This is a genomic window from Cupriavidus neocaledonicus, assembly GCF_000372525.1.
In the GTDB taxonomy this organism is placed as follows: Bacteria; Pseudomonadota; Gammaproteobacteria; order Burkholderiales; family Burkholderiaceae; genus Cupriavidus; species Cupriavidus neocaledonicus.
In genome coordinates, this window is sequence record NZ_AQUR01000015.1 from 1 (window position 1) to 2,240 (window position 2,240).

The following is a 2,240-nucleotide window of genomic DNA, read 5'->3' on the forward strand; positions in this document are numbered from 1 at the left end:
GGCAACGTTATCCTCCCGCTGACTAAGCGGGAAAAGTGTTACCCATGTCCTGGCACACCTGTTACCTATGTCCCCGGTCTATACAGCTTGCGGGAGAGGGGCGGGGGTGAGGGCCGGAGCATCCACGAAGTCAAAACACAAAATCGACGCCGCCACTCGCCGCCCACTCACCGACAAAGCGCCCACATCCGCGGACACTCGCCAAACGCATCGGTGCTGTGCTCTTCCACGCGGTGCCGGCAGGCCCGCAGCCATCCGGCCAGCCGCCGCAGTGACCACGGCGCGGGCACCTGTGCGAGCGTGAAGCGGGCGCCGGCGCTGTCGCCCGACAGCCATACGCGGTAGCCCTCTGGCAGTGCCAGTTCGGCGCCCGGTTCCAGCCAGATATCGTCGGGATTGCCTTCCACCGTTACCCACAGCTTGCCCGCCACCGCGCAGACGGTCTGCCCGTAACCGGCGCGCCAGCTCACCGGCAGTCCGGCTTGGTCCAGCTCGAAAGTCCGTAGTTCGCGCATGTTGCACTCCTTGTCAGCCCGGCGGTCAGCGCGGGTGCCGGAGCATCCTGGATGGGGATGCCGGCGCCTTCGTCCGCCACGCGTCCATTATTCGCATCCCTCACTACAATCCCATGTACAGTTGTGAACAGTTTTCGATGGACTGTTCAGCAGTTTTTCCTGACAGTTGCGCCCTCGCCGGCTTTCACGGCAGCTCCGCCCATGAAACTCATCTTAGATGCTTCCACCGGAATTCCGCTGACCGAGCAGATCGTCGAAGGCGTGAAGGCGTGGATCGGCAACCGCGAGGCGCGCCCCGGCGCGCGGCTGCCGTCGATCCGGCAGCTCGCGGCCGAGAACGGCATCAGCCGCTTCCCGGTGATCGAGGCCTATGACCGGCTGGTGTCGCAGGGGCTGCTCGATTCGCGGCAGGGCTCGGGTTTCTATGTGGCGGACAGTCCGCTGGCGGGTCGCTCGGCGCGCGGCTGGTCGGACCCCAGCCTGGCCGAAGACCTGTCCGACCATATCCTGGAGCAGTTCAACCATCCCAGCGGCACGCTCAAGCTGGCGGGCGGCTTCGTGCCGGAGAACTGGCGCGACGTGGAGGGGCTGACGCAGGCGATCCGCGCGATCTCGCGCAACGAGATCGACAGCGTGATCCACTACGCCACGCCGATGGGCCATCCGGAGTTGCGCCGCCAGGTGCTGCTGCGGGTGCGCCAGCTTGGCATCGCGGCGGAGTTGCCGCAGGTGCTGATCACCACCGGCGCCAGCCAGGCGCTGGACCTGGTGGTGCGCCACCTGCTCAAGCCGGGCGACACGGTGTTCGTCGAAGACCCCGGCTACTACAACCTGTTCGGCCTGCTGCGCCTGCACGGGGTGAAGCTGGTGGGCGTGCCGCACACGCCCGACGGTCCCGACCCGGACGCCACCGAGGCGCTGCTGCGCCAGCACAAGCCCAAGCTGTTCTTCACCAACAGCGTGCTGCAGAACCCGACCGGCTCGACGCTGGCGCCGCCGGTGGCGTTCCGGCTGCTGGAGCTGGCGCGCCGCCATGGCTTCCGCTTTGTCGAGGACGATATCTTCTCGGACTTCCAGACTCACTTCACCGACCGGCTGGCCACGCTCGACCAGCTCGAGCAGGTGATCTACATCGGCGGCTTTTCCAAGACGGTGTCGGCATCGCTGCGGATCGGCTACCTGGTCGCCGACAAGGCGCTGGTCAAGGACCTGGTCGACGTGAAGGTGCTGACCAGCGTGGCCGGCTCGCACTTTGCCGAGGCGGTGACCGCGGCGCTGCTGGAGCGCGGCGGCTACCGCAAGTACGTGGAACGGCTGCGGCTGCGCGTGCGCGAGGCCGTGGCCAACGCGGTGCGCCAGCTGCACGGCAACGGCTGGGAGGTGTTTTGCCAGCCCTCCGGCGGCAACTTCCTGTGGGCGCGCCCGCCGGGCATCGAGGACTCGCGCGAACTGGTGACGCTGGGCGAGCAATTCGGCGTGACGCTGGCGCCGGGCAACTACTTCCGCCCGGGCGGCGAGACCTCGGCGTGGATCCGCATCAACGCCGCCTATGCCAACGAGCCGCGCGCGGTAGCGTTCATGCAGGCGGCGGCGCAGCGCGGCGCGCGCTGACGCTCAGCCGCCGTGGTTATGCAGCACGGCATTGCGCCGCGCATAGGCAAAGTAGATCACCAGCCCCAGCGCCAGCCACACCAGGAAGGCGACCCAGGTCAGCGCCTGCAGGTG

At 67.7% G+C, this 2,240-nt stretch carries 3 protein-coding genes; 1 reads left to right on the forward strand and 2 read right to left on the reverse strand.

The window, feature by feature from the left end; all coding sequences use genetic code 11:
* Positions 1–167 precede the first annotated feature (167 nt).
* Positions 168–515 carry a DUF2917 domain-containing protein gene (locus A3AG_RS0100105; RefSeq protein WP_026163846.1) on the reverse strand — a complete coding sequence of 116 codons (348 nt, stop codon included), beginning with the start codon at positions 513–515 and terminating at the stop codon, positions 168–170.
* A 201-nt stretch (positions 516–716) separates the two neighbouring features.
* Here A3AG_RS0100105 and A3AG_RS0100110 point away from each other — a divergent pair, with 201 nt between their 5' ends.
* Positions 717–2,126: an aminotransferase-like domain-containing protein gene (locus A3AG_RS0100110; RefSeq protein ID WP_018003645.1), complete on the forward strand. Its 1,410-nt coding sequence runs from the start codon at positions 717–719 to the stop codon at positions 2,124–2,126.
* A gap of 3 nt (positions 2,127–2,129) precedes the next feature.
* On the opposite strand, the gene A3AG_RS32335 is transcribed toward A3AG_RS0100110, so the two are convergent.
* Positions 2,130–2,240 (reverse strand): amino acid permease C-terminal domain-containing protein (locus A3AG_RS32335; RefSeq protein WP_157625304.1); only part of this gene is annotated, 111 nt, incomplete at its 5' end.

What these genes read in the sequence shown, in the direction of transcription:
- A3AG_RS0100105 (WP_026163846.1), bottom strand. Translation starts at nt 515, where the DNA reads ATGCGCGAACTACGGACTTTCGAGCTGGACCAAGCCGGACTGCCGGTG.
- A3AG_RS0100110 (WP_018003645.1), top strand. Translation starts at nt 717, where the DNA reads ATGAAACTCATCTTAGATGCTTCCACCGGAATTCCGCTGACCGAGCAG.